At 43.0% G+C, this 22,345-nt stretch carries 16 protein-coding genes; 11 read left to right on the top strand and 5 right to left on the bottom strand.

Annotated features, from left to right (window positions below):
* The first annotated feature begins 1,444 nt into the window (after positions 1-1,444).
* The 6 genes from MHH46_RS20755 to MHH46_RS20730 all read left to right on the top strand — a co-directional run bounded on the left by MHH46_RS20755 (position 1,445) and on the right by MHH46_RS20730 (position 10,188).
* Entirely contained in the window at positions 1,445-2,404 is a 960-nt protein-coding gene (locus MHH46_RS20755; RefSeq protein ID WP_076130774.1) for a sugar ABC transporter permease, read from the top strand.
* A gap of 17 nt (positions 2,405-2,421) precedes the next feature.
* Positions 2,422-3,318, top strand: a complete 897-nt coding sequence (locus MHH46_RS20750; RefSeq protein ID WP_036685756.1) for a carbohydrate ABC transporter permease — start codon at positions 2,422-2,424, stop codon at positions 3,316-3,318.
* Between the two features lie 91 nt (positions 3,319-3,409).
* On the top strand, positions 3,410-5,245 hold the full coding sequence (locus MHH46_RS20745) for an ABC transporter substrate-binding protein (protein WP_076190503.1): 1,836 nt from the start codon (positions 3,410-3,412) through the stop codon (positions 5,243-5,245).
* A 134-nt stretch (positions 5,246-5,379) separates the two neighbouring features.
* On the top strand, positions 5,380-7,125 hold the full coding sequence (locus tag MHH46_RS20740) for a sensor histidine kinase (RefSeq protein WP_076130772.1): 1,746 nt from the start codon (positions 5,380-5,382) through the stop codon (positions 7,123-7,125).
* Positions 7,118-8,524 carry a response regulator gene (locus MHH46_RS20735; protein WP_076190505.1) on the top strand — a complete coding sequence of 469 codons (1,407 nt, stop codon included), beginning with the start codon at positions 7,118-7,120 and terminating at the stop codon, positions 8,522-8,524. The genes MHH46_RS20740 and MHH46_RS20735 overlap by 8 nt, the downstream gene beginning before the upstream one ends.
* Entirely contained in the window at positions 8,521-10,188 is a 1,668-nt protein-coding gene (locus MHH46_RS20730; protein ID WP_076190507.1) for an extracellular solute-binding protein, read from the top strand. Before MHH46_RS20735 ends, MHH46_RS20730 begins: the two co-directional genes overlap by 4 nt.
* 53 nt (positions 10,189-10,241) lie before the next feature.
* Here MHH46_RS20730 and MHH46_RS20725 read toward each other — a convergent pair whose 3' ends face one another.
* The gene (locus MHH46_RS20725; RefSeq protein WP_076130769.1) at positions 10,242-10,661 is read right to left on the bottom strand and encodes a MarR family winged helix-turn-helix transcriptional regulator; all 420 of its coding nucleotides are present in this window, start codon (positions 10,659-10,661) and stop codon (positions 10,242-10,244) included.
* Positions 10,662-10,825: 164 nt separating this feature from the next.
* Here MHH46_RS20725 and MHH46_RS20720 point away from each other — a divergent pair, with 164 nt between their 5' ends.
* Positions 10,826-12,286: an MFS transporter gene (locus tag MHH46_RS20720; RefSeq protein ID WP_076190510.1), complete on the top strand. Its 1,461-nt coding sequence runs from the start codon at positions 10,826-10,828 to the stop codon at positions 12,284-12,286.
* Between the two features lie 33 nt (positions 12,287-12,319).
* On the opposite strand, the gene MHH46_RS20715 is transcribed toward MHH46_RS20720, so the two are convergent.
* On the bottom strand, positions 12,320-13,387 hold the full coding sequence (locus tag MHH46_RS20715; protein WP_076190512.1) for a glycoside hydrolase family 99-like domain-containing protein: 1,068 nt from the start codon (positions 13,385-13,387) through the stop codon (positions 12,320-12,322).
* A 13-nt stretch (positions 13,388-13,400) separates the two neighbouring features.
* Positions 13,401-14,438 (bottom strand): glycosyltransferase, encoded by a 1,038-nt coding sequence (locus MHH46_RS20710; RefSeq protein WP_076190514.1) that lies wholly within the window; start codon positions 14,436-14,438, stop codon positions 13,401-13,403.
* A 207-nt stretch (positions 14,439-14,645) separates the two neighbouring features.
* On the opposite strand from MHH46_RS20710, the gene MHH46_RS20705 reads away from it, so the two are divergent.
* Positions 14,646-15,056, top strand: a complete 411-nt coding sequence (locus MHH46_RS20705) for a hypothetical protein (RefSeq protein WP_248548519.1) — start codon at positions 14,646-14,648, stop codon at positions 15,054-15,056.
* Positions 15,057-15,145: 89 nt separating this feature from the next.
* Here the strand turns inward: MHH46_RS20705 and MHH46_RS20700 are convergent, their stop codons facing one another.
* Together MHH46_RS20700 and MHH46_RS20695 are read right to left on the bottom strand one after the other, a co-directional pair.
* Positions 15,146-16,504, bottom strand: coding sequence for a PFL family protein (locus MHH46_RS20700; protein WP_036685774.1), 1,359 nt, complete (start codon positions 16,502-16,504; stop codon positions 15,146-15,148).
* A gap of 14 nt (positions 16,505-16,518) precedes the next feature.
* Positions 16,519-16,788, bottom strand: a complete 270-nt coding sequence (locus tag MHH46_RS20695; RefSeq protein ID WP_036685776.1) for an ACT domain-containing protein — start codon at positions 16,786-16,788, stop codon at positions 16,519-16,521.
* Positions 16,789-17,005: 217 nt separating this feature from the next.
* On the opposite strand from MHH46_RS20695, the gene MHH46_RS20690 reads away from it, so the two are divergent.
* The 3 genes from MHH46_RS20690 (at position 17,006) to MHH46_RS20680 (ending at position 22,317) form a co-directional block, all read left to right on the top strand.
* Complete coding sequence (locus MHH46_RS20690) at positions 17,006-18,637, top strand: diguanylate cyclase (protein WP_076190516.1); 1,632 nt, start codon at positions 17,006-17,008, stop codon at positions 18,635-18,637.
* Positions 18,638-18,698: 61 nt separating this feature from the next.
* Positions 18,699-19,070, top strand: coding sequence for a response regulator (locus MHH46_RS20685; RefSeq protein WP_076130763.1), 372 nt, complete (start codon positions 18,699-18,701; stop codon positions 19,068-19,070).
* Positions 19,057-22,317, top strand: coding sequence for an ATP-binding protein (locus MHH46_RS20680; protein WP_076190518.1), 3,261 nt, complete (start codon positions 19,057-19,059; stop codon positions 22,315-22,317). Before MHH46_RS20685 ends, MHH46_RS20680 begins: the two co-directional genes overlap by 14 nt.
* Positions 22,318-22,345: the final 28 nt, after the last annotated feature.

The following is a 22,345-nucleotide window of genomic DNA, read 5'->3' as shown; positions in this document are numbered from 1 at the left end:
ATTTGTGTGAATAGCTGCACCTGAGTCCGACAGCACGAGAAAAAGTGTTGAATTCCGGAAATAAGTGCACCTGAGTCCGAAAGCGTGAGCAAATGTGATGGATCCAAGAATGAGTCAGACAGTATGAGGGAATGCGATGTATTCTCGATAGAAGCGTGCCTGATTTCGCTGCATGAAGTGTGTTGGGGACCGTATAGTCGCTATTGCTGATTGTTGAGCTACTTAGCCATAGTTACGGACTGTATAGCTCTTATCGGCATTCATATGCTCGTATTTGGACTATATTTGAGTGAATAGCTGCACCTGAGTCCGATAGTACGATGAAAAGCGCTGAATTCCGGAAATAAGTGCATCTGGGTCCGATAGCGTGAGCAAATGTGATGGATCCAAGAATGAGTCCGACAGTATGAGGGAATGCGATGTATTCTCGATAGAAGCGTGCCTGATTTCGCTGCATGAAGTGTGTTGCGGACCGTATAGTCGCTATTGCTGATTTTTGAGCTACTTTGCCGTAGTTTCGGACTGTATAGCTCTTATCGGCATGCATATGCTCGTATTTGGACTATATTTGAGTGAATAGCTGCACCTGAGTCCGATAGTAAGATGAAAAGCGCTGAATCCTGGAAATAAGTGCACCTGTGTCCGATAGCGTGAGCAAATGTGATGGATCCAAGAATGAGTCAGACAGTATGAGGGAATGCGATGTATTCTCGTTAGAAGAGTTCCTGATTTAGCTGCATGAAGTGTGTTGCGGACCGTATAGTCACTATTGCTGATTTTTGAGCTACTTTGCCGTAGTTTCGGACTGTATAGCTCTTATCGGCATGAATTTGCTCATATTTGGACTATATTTGTGTGAATAGCTGCACCTGAGTCCGATAGCACGATGAAAAGCGCTGAATTCCGGAAATAAGTGCATCTGGGTCCGATGCCAAAACTATGAAGCGTGAAAGACCATAACTAATGAAGAGGACAAAGCGCACCATAGTTGATGTAGCGGACGAAGAGGACAAAGCGCACCATAGTTGATGTAGCGGACGAAGAGGACAAAGCGCACCGTAGTTGATGTAGCAGATGAAGAGAACAAAGCGCACCGTAGATGATGTAGCAGATGAAGAGAACATAGCGCACCATAGTTGATGTAGTGAACGAGGAGAGTCTAGTTGCCCATAGATCCCAAGCGCTCCTTGGCAAACCATCTCTTTCAGCGGCAGGATGACGGGAATCTCCGTCATCCTGCCGCTTTTTATAAGCCCAAAGGCATGTATGCTCTCCATCACTAGACCCACAGCGATTAGGTAGAAAATGGTCGAAATAGATGCGAATTTGGTTCACAAGCATCAGACGGTTCTCCAGTGAGGCCGTTCTGTGATCTATCTCGTCATACGTAAAGGTTCTGATACTATGAAAACGTAATCAAAATCTGGGTATAGGAGATTCCGACATGGGGGTACCTTCTGGTGAATTACTTCCCAGCGTCGATCCGGTTCATCGATCCCGCTGGAAGATGAAGAACAAGCATAAGTTGTTCTTCATGGCTTTTCCGTTTCTTGTTGTCACCTTTATTTTCTATTATCTGCCGATCAGCGGATGGATTTATGCATTTTATGATTTCATTCCCGGAATACCGTTGTCTGACACGCCATATGTCGGGTTGAAATGGTTCAAGACGATTGTATCCAATCCAACACAGACCGCAGAGGTTGTGCGCGTGCTGAAGAACACTCTTGCCATGAGTTCACTTGGACTAATCACCTCGATATTTCCAGTGATCTTTGCGATTTTCCTGACCGAAATTAAGTCAGGCTGGTATCGCAAGATGGTGCAGACGCTAACCACGATTCCGAACTTTATCAGCTGGATTCTGGTATATGCATTGGCCTTCTCGTTGTTTTCCGTTGATAACGGGGTCATCACACACATTTTAGTGCAGCTTGGAATCGTTGATGAGGGTTATAACTTTTTAGCCTCCAGCTCAAATATTTGGGTCACTATGATCATTTGGTATTGGTGGAAATCGTTAGGCTGGGGTGCCATTCTCTATCTTGCTGCAATCGCAGGCATTGATCAGGAGTTGTATGAAGCCGTAGAGGTGGATGGTGCAAGCCGGTTCCGTAAAATCTGGCATATTACCATTCCGGGTCTTATCCCAACCTTCTTTGTCCTACTGCTGCTCTCCATAGGTAACTTAGTCAATAACGGGATGGAGCAGTACTTTGCCTTTCAAAATGCGATGAATAAAGATTCCATAGAAGTGCTGGATCTTTATGTATACAATATTGCGTTCGCTAACAACTTTCCGTTTGCCACAGCTGTCAGTATGCTGAAGTCGGTTGTCAGTGTAATTCTACTGTTCGCAGCAAACACATTATCCAAGATGGTGCGTGACGAATCTATCATTTAAGGCAGGGGTGATCCCATTTGAGAAAGAAAAAACTAACTTCTGGAGAATTAATCTTTCAAATTATTATCTACACACTCTTTGGATTGTTCACCCTGTCATGCATTTATCCATTCTACTATTTGTTCATTAATACGATCAGTTCGAATGATCTTAGCGCAGCAGGGTACATCAAATTTTATCCAAGGCAGATCCATTTTGATAACTATAGTAAGGTTCTAAGAATCAGTGGTTTAGGTCATGCGGCTACAGTCTCTATTTATAGAACAGTTGTTGGTACTTTGCTCACCGTTGGATCTTCGGCATTTCTTGGGTACTTGTTCACCAAAAAGGAAATGTGGGGCCGGAGTATTTGGTACCGCAGTGTTGTAGTTACGATGTATTTCAGCGCAGGGCTGATCCCATGGTATATCACCATGCATAACTTGCATCTGACTAATAATTATCTGGCTTATATTTTGCCAACCATTATTACTCCTTTTAATATCATTTTGGTCAAAACCTTCGTCGAGGCAATTCCGCCCTCACTTGAGGAGTCAGCGTCAATGGATGGAGCAGGTTACTTCCGGGTGTTCTGGAGTATCATTGTTCCTCTTACAACACCTATCTTGGCTACGATTACGATTTTCTCAGCGGTGAATCAGTGGAATGCCTTTATTGATACGGCGTTTCTGATGACAGATACGAAATACTTTACGCTCCAGTTCTTATTATGGCGTTATTTGAACGAATCCAGTTCGCTCGCAGCCTTAATTCGTAATTCGCCAGATATGGCCGCTAGTGCAGCGAATATGCAGACTCCAACCTCTGTGCGGATGACTGTAACGATGATCGTCGTATTGCCGATTTTGATCGTGTATCCGTTCTTCCAACGCTTTTTCGTCAAAGGAATTATGATCGGTGCGGTTAAAGGCTGATGGGTGGCCGCTCTGGACTAGAACTGGGTTTTCCTCTGTTATAAGCAGAGTTGAACTATAAGTGAAGAGATGAAAGGGAGGGTATAAAGCAATGAGATTAAGAAGAGCATCGCTTGTCATGCTATCCGTAATTCTGGTCTTCGTTCTTGCAGCATGTGGCGGGGGGAATAATGCGGCTAACTCGGGCAAAAACACGAGCACAGAGAAACCTACGTCGGCTGCCACGAATGCCCCGGCGGAAGAGACAGCAGCACCGGATGACGGAGCGCTTGATCATTCCAAGCCGCTGAAGCTGACTGTATTCTCAACAACCGCTAACTATGCCGGTCCACAGACCGGATGGTTTGCAAAAATCATCAAGGATAAGTTCAACATCGAAATGGACATTGTAGCTTCAAACCTGACTGGTGGAGATACCAAAATCTCTGCAATGATGGCTTCCGGAGATCTTGGAGATATCATCATTTTCGGTGACGACAAGAACCACTATCCAAACGCCATCAAAGGAAAGCTGCTCTTGGACTGGACACAGGACGGTCTTTTGGACAAATACGGAAAAGACATTTCCAGCACTTTTCCAAAAGCTATTGAGAAAGCAAAGGTAGCTTTTGGCGGTGGATCATCAGTCTTTGGTATGGGGAACAGCGTAGCTTCTAACCCATCCGGACCTTCTGAAGGAAAAGATATGACTTGGGGTCCAGACCTGCGCTTTGATCTTTACCAACAAATTGGAGCGCCAGAAATTACAAAGATTGAAGATTATCTGCCTGTGCTGAAAAAAATGCAAGAGCTCGAGCCTAAGAATGAACAAGGCAAAAAAACCTATGCTTTCTCGATGTGGTCTGATTGGGATGGCAACTATAAAATGACATTGGCTAAACAGTTCGCAAACATGATGGGCTATGACGAAATTCCTGATACTGCTGTGTATGTTAAGGCAGATGAAGAAAAGTATTATGACTTCTTATCCGAAGATAGCTGGTACATGAAATCGCTCAAACTGTATTTTGAAGCTAACCAGATGGGGCTGGTTGATCCGGACTCTATGACGCAAAAATTTGACGATGTTGTTGCGAAATACAAAGATGGTCGTCTATTGTTCTCTTGGTTCCCATGGCTTGGAGCTGCTAACTACAATACACCAGAAAGAACAGCCGAAGGTAAAGGTTTTGCGCTGGTTCCGTTCAAAGATGAATTGATGTATTCCACAGGCTTCAATGTTTACGGTGGTAACGGTATTATTGCAATCGGCGCAAAAGCTAAGGAGCCTGCTAGAATTATGGAATTCATTAACTGGATGTACACACCGGAAGGTGCAATGATTTCTGCAGGAAGTGGTACAGCAGTACCAAACGGACCTCAAGGTCTGACTTGGGATATTGATGCAAACGGCAAACCTGCAGTGACTGATTTTGGTTGGAAAGCTTATACTGATCAACAGAATACTCAAGTTCCTGCTGAATACGGCGGTGGTGACTACTACTATGGCTCCAATCAAATGAACTTCTCGTTTGTGGTTCCGGCGATGGTGAATCCAGAGAATAGTGAGCCATTCGATCATAATCTGTGGACAACAACCCTAGAGCGTAACCCATCCAAGCTTGATAGTGACTGGAGAGCGAAAATGGGCGTTCTGACTCCTAAGGAGTATTTTGAGAAAAACAATCTATTGGCTGTAGCACCACAAGGCTTCACTGGCAAAGAGCCATTAACCATGGATAAAACAGTGGAACAAAAGAATAAACAAATCGGTACGGTTATTCAACAGATTTCCTGGAAAATGGTCTTTGCTAAAGATCAAGCGGAATACGATAAATTGAATAAAGAAATGCATGATAAGGTAAATGGTCTTGGGTATTCCGAAGTTATGGATTTCTCGATTAAAAAGGCTGAGGAATTGTTCGAGGCTCGTAAAAGCGTTAAATAAACACGGCTAGTAACTATAAAATAAGGCGGGGCGGCGTGGAGGCTGTTCTGCCTTATTCTATTCAATTAAGGATAAATGTGGTATTCTCACATTAATATAAAACGCTTTCAGATAGAAAGAAGAGGATAATCCAGATGGTAAGAGTACCCCTGCGGAGTCATACTCCAGCTGTCAAATCCTTACGTAATACCTTATTTATCTATCTAGTAATCGGAACACTACTTCCGCTTCTCTTAGTAGGATTCGTAACCTACACCTCTATTTACTCCATCCTTTCAGGTAAAATTGGCAACGGGATCAGCGCTAGTCTGAGACAGGAAGCCTCAAGCCTGGAGAATGCCATCGACAATATGGATTTTGCCTCCAAACAGTTTGCTCTGGACGGTCAGATTGTGCAGGAGATGTCCTCATTTATTCAGGAAAAACAAATTTTTCGCAAATCGCAAATGATGAATTCCATCAACCAGAAGATCAATCTAGTCAATTTTACGAACCCTTATATTGGACTTACAGCCTACATTATGCCGGACAGCGATGATCCCGTTCTGTTCACCAACATGAGCGCACGCAGAAATTTTGATATCAGTACATTGCCGTCTTTTATGCGATATAACGGGGCTGACTATTATGGACCACATCCTACTATGTACGCTGTTGGTGATAATCTCGTATTCTCGGAGCAGCGGATTGTCCGTGTGCCGGGTCAGCATAAGCTTTATATTTATTTGGAGACGAATTATAGTTTGTTTCGCAAAATCTTCAATCAGGAGTCCTACGGGATGAAAGTAAATCATCTGCTGGTCAATCAGCAAGGTAATAGTACAAAAGTGATCGATGGCAAACTTCCGCTAAGTATTATTAAAGCTGCGGGAAGCAACTCCAATCTCACCCATGAAACGCTAAGCGGATATCATCTTTTTCGTTACGCGAGTCCTCAGGGCTGGAAACTTATTGCTGTTGTGAAAAAATCAGAATTCAACAGTGAAATTTATTCTTGGTTTTATAAAATGATCTTACTTGCCTTCTCCACCCTTCTTTTTGCCGGATTTCTGGCTTGGATCATCTGGAGGAAAATTTATGGTCCGTTGCGTAAGGTCAACCTTGAAATCAACCGAATGGCGGAAAATGTTACCGCTCCGGTAGCCTATACGAATGTGGAAGAATTTGATTTCGTGCTTACCAACTTTCAGCAGATGAAAAAACAGGTGAATGAGCTGATTGTTGCGGTTGCCCATAATGAGAAACAGAAAAGCCAATTTGAGATTGAGAAGTTGCTCAGCCAGATCAATCCTCATTTTTTGCATAATACCTTAAATACGGTACAGTGGATGGCCCGGTTAAACGGCCAGAAGGAGATCGACAAGCTGGTCACTCTTCTTGTAAAGGTGCTGCATTATAATCTGGGCAAGCAAAGCATCATTGTTACCATTGGCGAGGAAATTGAAGCGATTCGAAATTATATGGAGCTGCAGCGTATTCGTTATGATTATGAATTTGAATTTAACGTTGAAGCTGATGAGGATGTATTGTCTGTGGCAGTCCCGAGATTTCTGCTTCAGCCTCTGGTGGAGAACTCGATTTATCATGGATTAAGCGATAATGGCAAGGTAGATGTTGAGATAACGAAACATGGTGAAGGAGAGGTTCAGCTATGTGTGAGAGACAATGGCGCTGGGATGGATGCAGATACATTAGATCAGCTGTTGTCTGATGATGGAGCGAAAAAACGGGGACTTGGAATTGGTTTTTCATATGTGAACCGGATGCTTAGAACCTATTATGGAGAACAAATGAAGCTAGAGATGTTCAGTAAGCCAGGAGAAGGTACGGTTGTATCCATTGTGATTCCGAGGAAAGGTAAGGAGGACTTCGATGATTAAGGCTGTAGTTGTCGATGACGAGAGACTCGTGCGAAAAGGCTTCATTTCCCTGATCGACTGGTCATCCTTAGGGATTGTTATAGTTGGGGAGGCAGGTGATGGTAAATCTGCTTTGGAGCTGCTTCAACAGCAGGAAGTAGATTTATTATTTGTGGATTTGACCATGCCAGGCATTTCAGGCTTCGAGCTTATTAAAATGGTTAGACAACGGTTCGCAGGCATTCGCTGTGTTGTCCTTACTTGTCATCATGAATTTGACTATGTTCAGGAGGCTATGCGTTTAGGAGCCGTTGACTATATTGTAAAAACACTGCTTGAGATGGAAAATGCGGATGAAACCATCAGACGTCTTGTCGATCGTATTAAATGGGAGGACAATACACGGGATGCTCTGGTTCGTGGGGAAAGTAAACGTATGGCTGCTGATAAGGCTCTGCTGTATTTGCCCCTAAATCATCAATGCAATGAAGAAGAATTATTTCAGCTGTCCAGCGTGAAAAATAATCCGCTCATTACTTTTCATGAGATGTGGATGTCGCCCTTATTACATCGTTTCTCAATAGATGAGAGCAAACGTGAGCTTAAGATCCAGCTATCCGGACGATGGCAGACCGCGCTGATCAGTGGATTGAGAGATCAACCCTTGCAGGAACTGGAGGAACAGCTCACTGCGAAATTACGCCGTATTCTATTTTATCATCCTGAACCTGAGGATTTGACCTCATTGAAATATGAAGACATAAAGAAGGAACCAGCGGCTCCCTATTCAAAACAAGAGGCGGATAATCTGCTGGAGCAAGCACAGAATCTAAAGTGGACAATTGATGGAAATGAGTGGGAGAAGTTTGTAGCAAACATACTTCAGCAGAAACCCCGTTCTGATCAGTTTCTGGCGTTTGCACACTCTCTAATACAAAGCTGGAGCTCTTTACTTTTAAAGCCTGAAGATGCTGCTCAACTGGAAAGGGACATCTCCCATAATCTGAACTGGTGCCATTGGAAGAACTGGCTGCGGCGATTTTCTGATCATGTGGGACGAAGAATGCTGGAACTTGGATTAACTAAAGAGGTTATGTCCTGTCTTATTCGTGCAGTTCGTTATATGCAGAGCCATGCAGGTGACAAAATCAATCAGAGCGACGTAGCAGCCGTCATTAATATGAGCCGTGGTTATTTCAGCCAATGTTTCGCTCGTTTTGCCGGAGAGACATTTGGTGAATGTTTACGGGGAATGCGGCTGGAGCTTGCCAAATCACTGCTGCTGGAGACTACGCTTCCCGTCTGTGAGATTGCTTCGCGGTCCGGTTTTGAGGATGATCGTTATTTTAGCAGATTGTTCAGAGAACGTATTGGTAAATTACCAAGTGAATTCCGTGCGGAGGGGAAAAACCAAATATGAAATTTTGGAAATCTATCCTCCTAGTGTGTCTGGTCATTGGAATGACATCATGTCGTGACAATATCGGTACTGTAGATTCGGTTGCAAGCCCTCAGGCAGGGGATGAAGCTACTTCTATCGCTTATAGCAAATATGAGGATCCGATTGTGATCCGAGTAGGGTTTAAGGTTCCCGACTCGCGGCTTAATACAGGTGACAGCAACGATAACAATCCAATCACCCGTTATTTAGAGAGCATTACGAATATCAAAGTGGTTCACTCCTGGGAAGCGAAGGGTGAGGATGCTTTTACGCAAAAGGTACAGCTTGCCATTGATAGCAACGATTTGCCTGATGCCATGGTTGTGGATCGTGATCAACTGAAGAAATTAATTGATAATGATATGATTGAAGATTTGACAGAGACTTATAAAATATATGGATCTGAACTTATCAAGGATATGTACAATTCTACAAAGGGTGAGGCATTAGAGGACGCTTCCCGCGATGGTAAACTATATGGATTACCGAATGTAGCTATTGATGCTGACTCTCCCGTGCTGCTCTGGGTACGTCAGGATTGGCTGGAGAAGCTGGAGCTGCGGCCTCCTCAAACTTTTGAAGACATCGAAAAACTTGCCAAAGCTTTTATTGAAAAAGACCCTGATGGAAATGGAAAAAGAGATACCGTCGGTCTAAGCGGCTACAAAAATATCGTATATGGAACTAAACCATTAGTTAATGGTCTGGATGCTGTGTTTAGTGCATTTCACGCTTTCCCCACGAATTGGATTAAGGATAACAACGGCAATATCGTGTATGGCTCTATTACACCAGAGACCAAACAAGCGCTTGCTAAACTTGCTGATTGGTATAAACGCGGGTTGCTGGATCCGGACTTTGCACTATATAAGGAAACTCAGGAGCCTATTATTACAGGTAAATCCGGGATGTTTTTTGGTCCTTGGTGGATGCCTTATTATCCTTTATCAGAGGCAGTGGCTTTGGATACGAAGGCAGAATGGAGAGCATATGCAGCTCCAGTTGACGATTCCGGTAAGTTTGTCGCTCATTTAGCGCCGGTAACAGATCGATATCTTGTTGTGCGTAAAGGGTTTGAACATCCTGAGGCTGTAATCAAGCAATTAAACGTGTTTACAAGACTCGAAAGAAGACAGGATCCTAATCAAGAGGAGGTAAAAAAGCTGGGTGATTTCTCTGCGCAGACAGGCATTCAGCTGCGTGCTTATTATCCGTTCGATCTTCTGATAGATTATAGGGATGCGATTGAGAAACATTATGCTGATATCCAGCAGGCTTTGCACGGAAAGATAGACCCGGATACATTAAATTCTGATACCCGGCTCATTTATGATCAATGGGTAGCGGAAACAGAGCAGCCCAAAAAAGATCTTGAAGGCTGGAAAGCAGCGAATGCGTATAAATATGGAGTAGCTGTGTTAACCTCAACTGCTATAGAGGGAGTGCGTGGGGTCTTTTATGGGAACACCCGGCTTATGAAGACTAAATGGCCGGAACTGCAGAATCTGGAGAATGAGACGTTCTTAAATATCATTGTGGGTGATTCACCGCTTAGTGATTTTGATGCGTTTGTAGCTAAATGGAAGAGTATGGGCGGAGAAGAGATTACGGAAGAAGTTACTGAGCTCGTAAAGCAAAAGTAAACGTGGGATGTCTCAACAGCCTAATGGCTGTGGGACATCCTTTTTCTTATGTTCTATTCTTCGTTTTTGCTGATTTTTTGCAGCAGGAAATGTAGTTGCTCTACTTCTTCATCGGTTAAATGGCCAACAAGGCTTTTATTAAATTCATCTAAGATGGACTGTAAAACTGGGAAGAAATCAATGGCTTTTGGGGTAGGATATAGAAGGTGAGAGCGTCGATCATTAGGATCGTCTTTGCGCTCGATATATCCCGAATTCTCTAATTGCTTCACAGAACGTGCTGTAGTTGCTTTATCGAACTTCAATTCGGCAGTTAACTGATCCTGAGTAATGCCTGGCCGAGAAAGAATCAATTTAAGAAAGCTATGCTGTCCACCACTACCGATTCCATAGGGGACAAATTGCTTAACCAGTTTCTTTTGATTTTGACGGTGAAGATGGGAAATTAGCTTCCCGATAGGCTCTCTTGCCAATATAGACACCTCTTTGGGTTATATGTTCGCTCATTTGTTGCCTTGAAATAAAGTGTACAATAAAGTCGTTGCGCACGCAACTAAATTGTTGTACACTGGGTATGGTGAGTTTGGTTGCGTGCGCAACTAAACAGTGATTATTAATATTTAATGAGGTGTTAGTTATGAGTTCTGTAAGTGCAACCTATCAGGAGGATAAAGAAATTCAGAAGAAACGCTGGATGATCTTAATTGTTCTGAATATTTTTACGTTCATGTCCACCCTTGATGGTAGTATTGTCAATATTGCTCTGCCTGAGCTATCCAAACAACTGAAGCTGCCCATGGCGCAAATCGAATGGGTAACAACAGGATATTTAATGGCGATCTGTGCGGCGATCCTTTTCTTCGGCAAGCTTGGAGATATCGTAGGAAAGATTCGAATTTTTAAGATTGGCACGATTGTATTTGTTATTGGATCTATGCTGTGTGGGCTTAGTGTAAGCTTACCAGCCTTAATTGCTTCACGCGTTGTTCAAGCCTTAGGTGCTTCGATGACCATGGCGAACAGTCAGGGAATTGTTACGGATATCTTTCCTGCCACGGAGCGTGGCAAAGCCCTTGGTTTCATTGGTACATTCGTGTCTCTGGGAAGTATAGCTGGTCCAAGTCTAGGCGGGATTATGGTTTCCACCTTAGGCTGGGAGTATATCTTTTGGGTAAACGTCCCTATTGGCCTGATCGCTATATTTTTTGGCTGGAAGGTATTGCCTAAGGATTTAACGAGAGTGAAATCTTCGATTGATGTGCCGGGCAGTTTACTGTTCGCTGTCTTTATTATTACTTTGTTCGCAGGATTATTACTAGGTCAACAGCTTGGATATGGTAACAGCTTAATTGTTACATCAATAATTGTTGCTGTAGTCAGCTTCGTTGCTTTCATATGGATGGAGCTTCGCAGAAAAGAACCGCTGTTGCAGCTGTCATTATTTAAGAATCCGTTGTTTTCTTTAAGTATCTTATGTGGTTTTCTCGTATTTACAGCGAATTTCTGCTTCAATATTATCGCGCCGTTTTATGCACAGAACATGCTTAATTTATCGCCATTCTATGCAGGCTTTTTGTTAATGCTGCTGCCGATATGTATGGTAGTCGTGGCTCCAATGAGTGGAGCGCTATCGGATAAAATAGGCTCGGAATTTTTGACTTTTGCAGGGCTGGTGGTCATGGTTATTGCGCAGTTCGGATTAGCACAGCTTCATGTAGGAAGCTCTGTTGTGCTGGTAGGTGTGTGGATCGCTATGCTGGGGATAGGAAGTGGTCTATTTCAATCGCCGAACAATTCGCTTGTCATGTCTAAGGTACCAAGAACACAGCTTGGTTCTGCGGGTAGTGTCAATTCGTTAGTTCGTAATGTTGGTATGGTTGTCGGCATAACAATTGCTACTACAATACTTTTTCAAGTGATGAGCAGTAAAGCCGGCTATAGGGTGACAGGGCTAGTTCCTGGTCGGCCAGAGTTATTTATCGAGGGCATGCATGTAGTGTTTGTAACCTCGGCATCGATATGTCTAGTGGCTGCTTTATTAACTGGCTGGAGATTGGTGAGTGCAAGAAGTGCCAAAGTGCAGTCATCTGAAAGATAACATAAAATGAAAAAGATCCTTCTGGCGCTACGGCTAAGAAGGATCTTCTTTGTGATGAAACTGTAAGGCTTCCTTAACGGCTTGCAAGTATTGATATTGATAACGTACATCCGGTTCTAGGTAGGCCCCTTCAGCCCATTCATTCCAGGCGTTGATATAAATATATTCACTTTTGAACATTTTTTTGGCGCGCTCAATTTGTCGTGAAAGGTATTGGCCGAATTTTTGAGGATTAGCGCCTAAGGTGCTTTGTCCGGCAGGGCCTTTACGTGGTGTGTTATCCCAGTTGACAAAGGCTCCCGGATATATGATCTCTCCGTCTCTATGGGGTGTCCGCTCCAACATGGATTCCCATAACTCATCATAATCAATTACGATATGCCTCTGATCCTCCACCTGCTTTGAGCTCCATAAATGCTTAACTCCGCCATGTGCGAATGTGTAATGCGGCTCAAATTCCAGACTGGCATCGAATCCTTGCTCTTTCTTTAGGGGGAAACCGCCCAGTGTCCGGACCAGATGAAGTCCTTTAAGTCCGTTCTGCAGAGCCAATTCGCGCCAATATTGAAGCATTTCTTCACAGTGCGGGATACTAGCAGACCGATAAATGATAAAGACAGGCTTATCCTCCACCCGGATATAACGATCATCTTTGAAGGCTTCCAGCAAAGCAAAAAAGTGCATTCGCCAATCCCGTTCTTCTCCGTATTCCTGTGGCATCAGGACATCCTCTTCGGTACCATCCCAGCTACGTGTCCAGGGTTCGTTAGCCCAAGAAAGGCAAAAGGGGAAGTCAGGCTCTTTGCTCGCAAGAATCTGCTGAACCGGTTGTTCCAGTAGCCGCCTGCCATTAAACCAATAGTGATAATAACAAAAACCGTAAATGCCATGAGCCCTTGCCGTCTCTGCCTGCCATTGTTTCACTTTAGGATCCGTTAAATCATAGTAGTAATTATTTAATGGCTTCTTGGGCTGATCATGTTCAGGATAAAGGGCTGCAGCCTTCCTGACATTTGTCCATTCTGTAAAACCCTCACCCCACCAGGAATCGTTCTCTGAGATCTGATGAAACTGAGGCAATACAAAAGCAATGCATTTCAAGTCAGGTCACCCCCTATGGTTCCTTGAATATTTTTCTCAGCAGTAACTTTCCTTGCTGGATATAAGAATGGTTATATTTAAGTTCCTTTAGGGCACGAGAGGCAGAAATTCTTCTTTCTTCACTATGTGAAAAATAGTGCTTAAAGCTATCGGAGAGCTCTTTGAAGTTCTGGAAACGAATGAGATCTTCTTCTGCAATTCGGTAATTATGAAGATGGGGATGATCCTCCACTAACTGAAATACACCGCAAGCGGTGACCTCCATAATCTGCTGCACAGAACCAGTGCAATTGATGACGATTTTTGCTCCATTATAATAGCTGGACATATCTTTACTATGGGTGATATCAATGAAATTTCTGGGGGGTTCCCAACCACGCCCGGCGATCATTACCTTAAGGCCTTGAAGTAGGTCTGAATACGCCAACGTGTAAAGCACACTATCGATTTGAAAATCGCCAAGAATGAGTACGTCACTCTGATAACAGTCCTCCACACGTCTTGGATAATAGAGATCCGTATCCGCAGCATATGGGAGAAAGCTGGAATGTTTGCCCCATAAACCCTGATAATAGATCAGATTAGCTATGTTCTGTGTGAAAATATAATCGAACAACAATGCCAGATTACGTTCTGTTGGAGTAAGACAAGCGGCATCTGCCATCCATACCGCTTTGGGAACGTTGGAAGCTTTCAGAGCAGGGAGGTTCTCCTCCGGAAATAGGGTCTCCGATCCTAGAGCTAATATTAGATCAGGTTGAAAATGGGCTAAATATTCCTCCAGATTATGCTGGAATTTAATAGCAAGTACTTCTTTGACCAAATGCCTTAGTTGATCCTTAAAAAGTCGTACATTAGGCATTTTATCACTTGCCACTGTAGGAACAAGCAGCAATATTCTTAATTGCTTGAGTTCCCGTTGCAAAGGCTCTGCTCTATAAGAGTTCATCTCTAGGATGAGGTTATGGTGTTGCGATGGATTAACTTGGCTGATGGTGACTTCGTGACTTGAAGGCCTTTCAGGAGTGAGCCTATTAGCTGTCTTCTTCATAATTCCTCCTGTATTCTGTGGAGCCAGTCGTCCGCTCTAGCACCGAGTCTTGCTAATCATTATATGTGTAGGGGGTTATTTTGACTTTAGGTATAAGACCATTAATCAGAGTCTCGAAGATAAAAAGCGGATTTAGTGAAAGCTGTATATCTATCTATGACAGGGCTGGCTTGTTTAACATAAGATATACTATAAAACCTGAAAGGGATGATCGCCTTGCCAACCTTCGATAGCGTTCTAGTTACAGGAAGTCAGACCATTCAAAATGATCTGCACGTTAATGGAAATGAGACTATCGATTCGAATCTGCATTTGAATGGTAGTCAGACTATAATGGGAAGCCTAAATGTGAACGGCAGTGAATCCATACTCGGTCATCTGGGGGTAACCGGTGAAATTAGCGGGGCAGGCACCATCAGAGCTGCAACCCGGTTGATCGCTACGAACCAAGCAACATTGCCACCAGGCGCTCCTACCAGCCTGCAACAGGTTCGATACTTTTCTGTAGGTGCTGTAGGTCAGACTGGTCTCGTTCTGAAGGGCACAGATGGAAATGATTATGTATTATTTATCGATTTGACTGGCGGAACGCCTAATATCGGCATTCAACGGGCTTAATCAAGATAAACAAATATTCTCAGCTTTAGAATATAAAAAAACAGCAAGTCTCCTATGTACAAATAGGGACTTGCTGTTTGAGGTTTCTATTAATTCTTAAAGCTATGAATTGGAGCAGGGATTCGTCCGCCACGATTAACGAAGTTCGCGCAGTTGAAGCCATTCACTGCCATAACTGGTGCATATCCGAGCAGGCCGCCAAATTCGACCATTTCACCAACGTCCTTGCCGATTACTGGAATCACGCGAACCGCAGTGGTTTTGTTATTCACCATGCCGATTGCAGCTTCATCCGCGATGATGCCGGAAATGGTCTCCTTGGTAGTGCTTCCTGGGATAGCGATCATATCCAGTCCTACGGAACACACACAGGTCATAGCTTCCAGCTTCTCTAGTGTAAGGGCACCCCGCTGAACCGCTTGAATCATGCCATGATCTTCACTGACCGGAATAAAGGCTCCACTAAGTCCACCTACATAGGAGGAGGCCATTACGCCACCTTTTTTAACATTGTCATTTAGGATCGCCAGAGCAGCGGTTGTTCCCGGAGCGCCAGCTTCCTCCAGACCCATGACTTGAAAGATTTCGGCAATGGAATCTCCGATTTCTGGAGTAGGAGCTAAGGATAGATCGATAATCCCAAAAGGAACATTCATCCGTTTGGAAGCCTCTTGAGCAACTAGCTGACCGACACGTGTGACTTTGAAGGCTGTCCGTTTAATGGTTTCACATAAGGTTTCAAAATCCTGCCCTCTAACCTCTTCAAGCGCACGTTTGATTACACCAGGACCGCTGACGCCAACGTTGATGACACATTCCCGTTCACCAACCCCGTGAAATGCTCCGGCCATAAAAGGGTTGTCCTCAACTGCATTACAGAAAACTACCAGCTTGGCGCAGCCGATGGAATCCCGATCCTTGGTGCGTTCCGCAGTTTGGATAATGATGTCGCCCATTAATTTCACAGCATCCATGTTGATTCCACTTCTGGAGGAACCGACATTGACCGAGGAGCAGACTCTTTCAGTGACTGCCAATGCTTCAGGAATACTGTCGATCAGAATACGATCGCCTTTGGTGCAGCCTTTTTGTACAAGTGCAGAGAAGCCGCCGATAAAGTTAACGCCTACCTCTTTTGCAGCCTTGTCCAGGATTTCAGCAACAGGTACATAGGTATCTGTCTTCACCGCACCAGCGGCAATAGCGATGGGTGTGACAGAGATCCGTTTGTTAACGATAGGAACCCCAAATTGTCTTTCCAGATCTTCACCCGTCTTTACGAGCTTTTCAGCGGATCTGGTGATTTTGTCATATACATTTTGATTAAAGGTGCGCATATCCGTGTGGGCACAATCCATGAGGCTGATCCCCATCGTTATGGTACGCACATCCAGATTCATTTCACGAATCATCTTATTCGTTTCTTGTACTTCCACTAGTGATATCATGGTCAGCCATCCTCCTAGATTCGGTGCATAATATTAAAAATATCCTCATGCTGAAGCTTGATTTCCACGCCAATCGATTCGCCAAGCAAATGTAATTCCTCTACAATATTCTCAAAAGCTTTAGTTGAGCTAGAAATGTCTACAATCATCATCATGTTAAAATAATCTTGAACAATCGTCTGCGAAATATCCAGAATGTTCAAATTGTGTTCGGCTAGATATGTACATACTTTAGCGATAATCCCTACTTTATCTTTTCCTAATACAGTAATAATCCCCTTCATGAATACAGCCTCCCTTTGTATTTGTTGATTTCACCGTGTATACGGAATGAACCATTCCAACTATTATTGCAAATGATGAAACAAGCTTCAACCAAAGGTTTTTTGTCAGTTTGATTAAATATTTATTTTGGCAGCTGAAATTATAGAAAATTCATTTGACAGCCTATAAAAAATGTGATGAACTGAGAGTTTGATATGATAGTCTGAAGGAGTAAATATGACTACACAAAAATATAAAGACATGGTTGAGCAAAGAACGAAGATGACCCTCCAGGAATGGACGGAACAGGCGGAAGTGAAGGAAAAGGACATTTATCGTTTTTTGCATAATTTAAAAGGCACTGCTGGAACTGTCGGATTACCAGATGTCGAACAATTTGCCGAGGATACGCTGCCCTATTTCATGGAAAGCAGTCTTAAGAGTTGGTCAGTCGAGGAATGGGGGGATTATTTATATCCACTGATTCCATTGTTTAATGTCCATTCATTGGCAGCTTCAAGCTCTGTTAAAGCATTGGATAAAAAGGGACCTGCTGAGACGCTCACGCAGAATGATATTCTTCTTATCGACGATGATGTAGAGTTAGTTGCTTATCTGAAAGAGTCGTTGGAGAGGCAGAATTACTATGTAAGCATTGCCTTATCTGCTGAACGGGGACTCAAAATCTTTTATGAAACGAAACCAGATCTCATTCTGCTGGATATTCTTTTACCGGATAAAAGCGGGATTGAGGTGTTGAACCAAATTATCGGCAAGGCTAAAAAAGAACGAATTCCCATTATCATTATAAGCGGGGAGTACTCCAAAGCGACGCAAATGCAGGCGTATTCGCTGGGGGTGATGGATTTTTTACCGAAGCCTGTAGATATTGATTTATTTCTGGTATTGATCAAAAATCGCTTTCAGCTCAAAAGAGAATGGCAGGAGTCCATCATCGTGGATGATTTGACCGGCGCATTCAATCGCAAACACTTTAATCAAGTCATGAAGCAGCTGATTGGTGATTTTAAGCGGACCAACCGCGTATTTTCGTTAGCGCTGATTGATTTGGATTATTTTAAAAACGTTAATGATACATATGGTCACCTAATCGGAGACGAAGTTCTGCAGGGCTTTTCCGAGCTTGTGAAGAATTCCATCCGTCTGGAGGATACCTTTTGCCGTTATGGGGGAGAAGAGTTTGCAGTGTTCTTACCTCACACGGATGCGGAATCTGCAATGTTGGTTATACAACGTATTCAAGAGCGGTTTGTGGCGACTGACTTTTTTGCGAAAAATGAAATCTTTCATGTGACTATCTCTAGCGGGATTTCTGAGGTAACAGATGCCGAGAATATAGCCGATAAATTGATTGAGGAAGCAGATCAGGCTCTTTATGCTAGTAAGCATGCTGGAAGGAATCAGACAACGCTTTATTCGGACCATTTATCCACTACTAAAAAGCATTCGGTTCTGAATGTGATTGTTGTGGATGACGATACGCTAATTCGGAGAATTGTGACCAGTCAGTTCGCCATTTGGGAGCCGGAGAATATTGCTGAGGTGAAGGTTAGCAGCTATGCGAATGGGCTTGATTTCCTGCAATCGGATTGGTATGCCGTGGATGAGAAGTATATTATTTTGCTGGATGGTGTGATGCCTGATCTGGATGGGGTAGAAGTTCTGGAAAGAATCCGCAAAACGTATCCGGAAGTAAATATATTAGTGATCATGTTGACGGGAAGAAACAATCAGGCGGATATTGTACATGCCCTGCAGATGGGTGCCGATGATTATGTAGTCAAACCGGTCCATATGCCTGAGTTATTGTCGAGGATAGAGCGGTTGGCTCATAGATTTTTGTTCTAATTGGGTTCTGAATATGTTGTGAGCACCAGGAGAGATCTAAAGCGGAGGGAACTAGGCAGCTATGCAAAAGGTAATGGTAGTGGATGATGAAGAAGTATTACGAATGTTAATCGTAGACACCTTAGAAGATTTGGAAGACGTGGAGATCCACACTGCCGAGAACGGATTAGAGGCGCTTTCAAAATTGTCACAGGATCATTATGATTTGGTGATATTGGATTATATGATGCCTGAAATGACAGGGATTGAAGTCCTAGGCCAACTGGATGATGAGAAAAAGAAGGCTACAGCTATTTTAATGTTAACAGCCAAAGCCCAAGATGTAGATCGTCTTCGAGCGGTAGATGCAGGCGCACGTTATTTTATGCCAAAACCTTTTAGTCCGATGGAACTCTTGCAGATTGTGGAGGGGATCCTAAGTGACAAAGGGTAGCAGCTCTAATCACAGTATTAAAAATAGATATTTTCGTATCATTGCCTTGGTTTTTTCGTTAATCATTCTTATGGGATCTGTATTTTTGTTTTTCATAAACAATGAGCAGAACAAATTAAGTAGAGACCGTGAAGTTCTGCAAAATAAGGCGGACACGATTAACGAATTGGCGACTGCGTTAAATGAGGTTTTTTTCCGAGCGAGGGGATTCAGCGCACTTAAGAGTGACAATGAATTAGAGCTCTTAAACTTAGGACTTGTTAACTTTGATAAGATTCTGGATACCTATTCTAATCTCAATTTATCTCCGGAAGAAGCCTTGTTTAGAGATGGTTTGAAAGCATTTTATGTTCAGTACAAAACTAAAGTTTTGCCGGAAGCGATTCGGTTTGTCGAGGCAGACGATTATGTGTCTTTGAGAGCTCTATCCGCAGATGGCAACACGAAATCAGTAAATGATTTTTTAATGTATACAAAAGAGTACAAGCAACGATCCGATGCCGCATTAAATACTATGGCTATGGATTACATCAAACGTGCCAATGAGTTTACCTTTATCGCATTCTTTTTCAGCACGATTATTCTGCTAATCTTCACCTTTATGATCTGGCGGATTCTGAAGAACCTAATAGATCCTATTCTGAAGCTGGAAGGGGCAACCCATTCCCTGGCTGCAGGAGAAGAAATTCTTCTGGGCAAGCTTAAGAATCAAGATGAAATTGGCCGACTTTATGATGCTTTTCTAAATATGGCTAGAAGTATTCAAGATAAAGAAGAAGAATTGATGATGCAGAATGAAGAGCTGCATGCGCAGCAGGATGAACTTCAGGATCAGCAATATAGGCTGCAGCGCTCGCTTAGTGAAATTGAGAGTATGATGAAAGCCTTGGATCAATCGTCTGCGGTGGGGATCCTTACTGCTAAAGGTGTCTTTACCTACGCGAATGATAATTTAAGTGGATATACCCGCTATAAGAAGTCTGAGATTATCGGTTACACCTATAAGTTATTTGAACTTTATAATCTCTCTGATGAGGGTTATCAGAAAATCTTTAACAAATTAAATACAGGCGGAGTGTGGAACAATGAGCTGCAGATTCTAGCCAAAGACGGATTGCCCATCTGGCTGCATCTGACGATTGTGCCGTACCTGAATGAAGAGGGTGTGATTTATCAATACATCCTTATTGCGAACGATATCACCTCAATGAAAAGCGTGCAGCAGGAGCTAGCCGAAACGTTAAAAAACACAGAACAGACCAAGATGATGCTTGAACTTAATAATCAGCTGAATCATGATATTACTTATACTTTGGATAAACATGAATTTGCCGATAAGTTTATTGAGTTTATGCATCGCCTGTATGCCTTTGATTCGAGTTTCTTCCTGCTTGTGAAAGATAATATTGCGGCTGTGAAAGGCATTCCACAGGAGAATGTGGAGCGTTATCTTGATCATGAGAATAATGAGATGTTATATCGCTTGCAAGCGGAAAAAACGTACCTAATCAAGCGCCTGGCCACACAATCAGAGCAAGGGATTTCTGCGAGTGAGGTCTATGTTTACGACTTCTACACTACTGTTGTGAACGCAGAGGATGAGATTCTTGCAGTGTTCTGTGGCAGCCGGATTGGTCATTCCTTCAGCAAAGAAGAGATTAATGAGGTTCAGGGGATGATGAACCGCGTAGCGCTGGCGATTGAACGTTTATTCATGTATGAAGAGATTGAACATGGACGAAAGCTGAATCGGGACATCGTAAATAATGTGAACGAGGGCATACAATTTGTGAATACAGAAGGTATGCTCCTGCAGATGAATAAAGCGTTGAGCAACATTTTTAATTATGAGTGGACAGAAGGAGCTTTGATTCCCCGTCAGAAATGGATGGATTATTTCATTGAGCACTCGAATGAGAATCATGAACTTCGGATGTTTTTTGAAAAAGCGATTGCTGAGGATGCTCTGGAATCCAGCAGCATGCAATACTCCATTGGAACTGAATCGAAGAAGCATATTGACGTGTATGCGATCCCTGTATTCCGTCGCGAGCTGCGTATTGGTACATTGTTTGTCTACAGAGATATCACTAGAGAATATGAGCTGGACCTTATGAAATCTGATCTTGTCAGTACGGTAAGTCATGAGCTAAGAACACCGCTATCGAGTGTACTTGGTTTCACAGAACTGTTATTGTCTAAGACCATGAAGCCTGAGAAGCAGCTTAAATATCTGGAGACGATTCATAAAGAAGCTAAACGACTGACGGAGCTCATTAATGATTTTCTTGATTTGCAGAGAATGGAGTCAGGTAAGCAGCAATATATCACGGAGCATTTGAATCTCAGTGAAATTGTATTAGGTGTAATTGATCAATATAAACTGAGCAGTACCCATCATGTGCTCCTAGTGGATGAGGCTTTAAATGCGGATGTTGATGTGGACAAGGATAAGATTGTCCAAGTTCTGACGAATCTGTTAAGTAATGCGATTAAATTCTCACCTGATAACAATGAAGTTAAAGTACTGCTGCATAACGAGTCGGATAGAATTATTGTACGTATCCAGGATAATGGTCTTGGCATTCCTAAGGATCAAATAGGACAGCTATTCCAAAAATTCAGAAGAGTGGATAATAGCGCCTCTAAAAGAATTGGAGGAACAGGACTCGGACTTGCTATCTGTAAGGAGATCATTGAGAAACAAAAGGGAAATATCGGTATAGATTCCGTTGAAGGAGAGGGCACTACCGTCTGGTTTAGCCTCCCTATCCTCCATGCGGAAGCGAGCCGGCAACGGGATGAGCTTAATAAATGGAGCACCGAAAAAGAGCTCAAGCCTAATGTAATGATCGTTGAAGATGATTACAGTCTTTCGTTGCTTTTATCAGAAGAGCTTAAAGGGAAGGGGTTCCGTGTTACCCATCATTACCATCCACAGCAAGCTTTTGATCAGGCCTTGAAAACACCATTTGTGGCGATTGTGGTAGATTTGATGTTGGGTGAAGAACTGGATGGCTGGGATTTGATCCGAATGCTTAAAGAAGATCCAAGAACTGAAAATATACCTATCGTTATTTCTTCTGCTCTGGATCAATCGGATAAGAACCAATTAAACGATGTAATTCAAAAATATTTAACTAAACCTTATCCGCCCGGCGAGCTGTCGAATACGCTTGAGGAGATAGTGAAGATTAAGACGGGGATCGGCGAGGTGTTATTTCCCGAAAGTCAGCAAAAATTATAGCTTTTATTTATCACAATATTTTATAAAT

It is taken from the genome of Paenibacillus sp. FSL H8-0175 (assembly GCF_045040615.1).
GTDB classification, from domain to species: domain Bacteria; phylum Bacillota; class Bacilli; order Paenibacillales; family Paenibacillaceae; genus Paenibacillus_AQ; species Paenibacillus_AQ odorifer.
Note: the sequence above shows the minus strand (reverse complement) of the source record. Positions and strands in the feature narration are given on the sequence as shown.

Coding starts and splice junctions, on each gene's coding strand:
- MHH46_RS20755 (WP_076130774.1), top strand. CDS start 1,445: ATGGGGGTACCTTCTGGTGAATTACTTCCCAGCGTCGATCCGGTTCAT.
- MHH46_RS20745 (WP_076190503.1), top strand. CDS start 3,410: ATGAGATTAAGAAGAGCATCGCTTGTCATGCTATCCGTAATTCTGGTC.
- MHH46_RS20740 (WP_076130772.1), top strand. CDS start 5,380: ATGGTAAGAGTACCCCTGCGGAGTCATACTCCAGCTGTCAAATCCTTA.
- MHH46_RS20735 (WP_076190505.1), top strand. CDS start 7,118: ATGATTAAGGCTGTAGTTGTCGATGACGAGAGACTCGTGCGAAAAGGC.
- MHH46_RS20730 (WP_076190507.1), top strand. CDS start 8,521: ATGAAATTTTGGAAATCTATCCTCCTAGTGTGTCTGGTCATTGGAATG.
- MHH46_RS20720 (WP_076190510.1), top strand. CDS start 10,826: ATGAGTTCTGTAAGTGCAACCTATCAGGAGGATAAAGAAATTCAGAAG.
- MHH46_RS20710 (WP_076190514.1), bottom strand. CDS start 14,438: ATGAAGAAGACAGCTAATAGGCTCACTCCTGAAAGGCCTTCAAGTCAC.
- MHH46_RS20705 (WP_248548519.1), top strand. CDS start 14,646: ATGATCGCCTTGCCAACCTTCGATAGCGTTCTAGTTACAGGAAGTCAG.
- MHH46_RS20700 (WP_036685774.1), bottom strand. CDS start 16,504: ATGATATCACTAGTGGAAGTACAAGAAACGAATAAGATGATTCGTGAA.
- MHH46_RS20695 (WP_036685776.1), bottom strand. CDS start 16,788: ATGAAGGGGATTATTACTGTATTAGGAAAAGATAAAGTAGGGATTATC.
- MHH46_RS20690 (WP_076190516.1), top strand. CDS start 17,006: ATGACTACACAAAAATATAAAGACATGGTTGAGCAAAGAACGAAGATG.
- MHH46_RS20685 (WP_076130763.1), top strand. CDS start 18,699: ATGCAAAAGGTAATGGTAGTGGATGATGAAGAAGTATTACGAATGTTA.